Annotated in this window: 3 protein-coding genes; all 3 read left to right on the top strand. The window is 69.0% G+C overall.

The genetic code is table 11. The features are described 5' to 3' along the window. Positions 1-126 precede the first annotated feature (126 nt). Positions 127-387, top strand: a complete 261-nt coding sequence (locus tag ABD191_RS28875; protein WP_030901159.1) for a hypothetical protein — start codon at positions 127-129, stop codon at positions 385-387. Continuing rightward, on the top strand, positions 377-844 hold the full coding sequence (locus ABD191_RS28870; RefSeq protein WP_030901157.1) for a hypothetical protein: 468 nt from the start codon (positions 377-379) through the stop codon (positions 842-844). Before ABD191_RS28875 ends, ABD191_RS28870 begins: the two co-directional genes overlap by 11 nt. Then, on the top strand, positions 841-1,024 hold a 184-nt coding region (locus tag ABD191_RS28865; RefSeq protein ID WP_344089091.1), incomplete at its 3' end, for a hypothetical protein. The genes ABD191_RS28870 and ABD191_RS28865, both read left to right, overlap by 4 nt.

The raw sequence follows: 1,024 nt of genomic DNA, 5'->3' as shown, positions 1-1,024 counted from the left end.
CCGGGTTCGTGGACCTGCCGGACTGGGGGACCCCGTGACCGTCGCCCAGGCAACTCTCCGGACGCTTCTCGCCGCGGCTGTATCCGCCCTCGCCCTCTGGTGGGGCCGTCGAACCTGGAGGACCACGTGACCGCCCGCTACCCCGTGATCGTGGAAACCCGCGAACGCCACCTCGTCTGGGAGGAAGCCGACAGCCAGGAACAGGCCGTCGCCCAGCTCGCCAAGTGCGAGGAGGTCTATCAGGACCTGAACGCGTCGACCCTCCTCGAGAACGGCCTTGACCTGTACGTCGAAGCGCCCAGCGAGTGGGAGTGGGACGACCTCATCGACGAGCACCCCGAGGTCGCCGCGCTCCGCCCCACCGAGGAGGACTCTCATGGCCACTGACCCGATGGTCGCCGAGCTGACCGAACTCCGCGCCAAGCTGCGGATCAACGAGCAGCAGCTCGAGGAACGCGACCAGCGCGTAGCAGACCTCGAAGCGACGCTTGAACGGTACGTCGGCAAGGAGCCCACCGTCCGCGACGAGATGGCCTACCTGCACCGCTGCCTGAACGCCGTCTTCAACGCATGCCGGGTAGCCGAGAAGCAGGCCACCCGCTGGGAGAACCCGCTGCCCGTACCCGAGTGGGTGTCCACAGTCCGCTCCGCCGCGGCCGGCGAACACGACGACTGGCCCGCCGACAACCGGCGCCGCATCTACCTCGACGGCACCGGCCAGGCCTGGATCGAAACCACCAAGGGCTTCGTCACCCAGATCGAGATGCCCCTGTGGGACGGCGAGCCCATCGCCAACGTGCGGGAGAAGACCGGCGAGATCCACGAGATCGGCAGGACGTGGTGAGCCTCCCCGTCATAGACCGGTTCCGGTCCCGCACCACGGCCCGCGGCCAGCACCGGGCCCAGGACCGGCTCAGCCGGCTGGAAGTCGAACTGCAGCTGGAGCGGGCCCGCAACGCGGACCTGCAACGCCGCCTTGACGAGTCGCAGGCGGCCAGGGACAAGGCCAACGCGAAGGCCAACC

Origin of the sequence: Luedemannella helvata, from assembly GCF_039528415.1 — a bacterium.
GTDB classification, from domain to species: Bacteria; Actinomycetota; Actinomycetes; order Mycobacteriales; family Micromonosporaceae; genus Luedemannella; species Luedemannella helvata.
The sequence above is the reverse complement of the archived record's forward strand: the minus strand, read 5'-3'. Positions and strand labels throughout refer to the sequence as shown.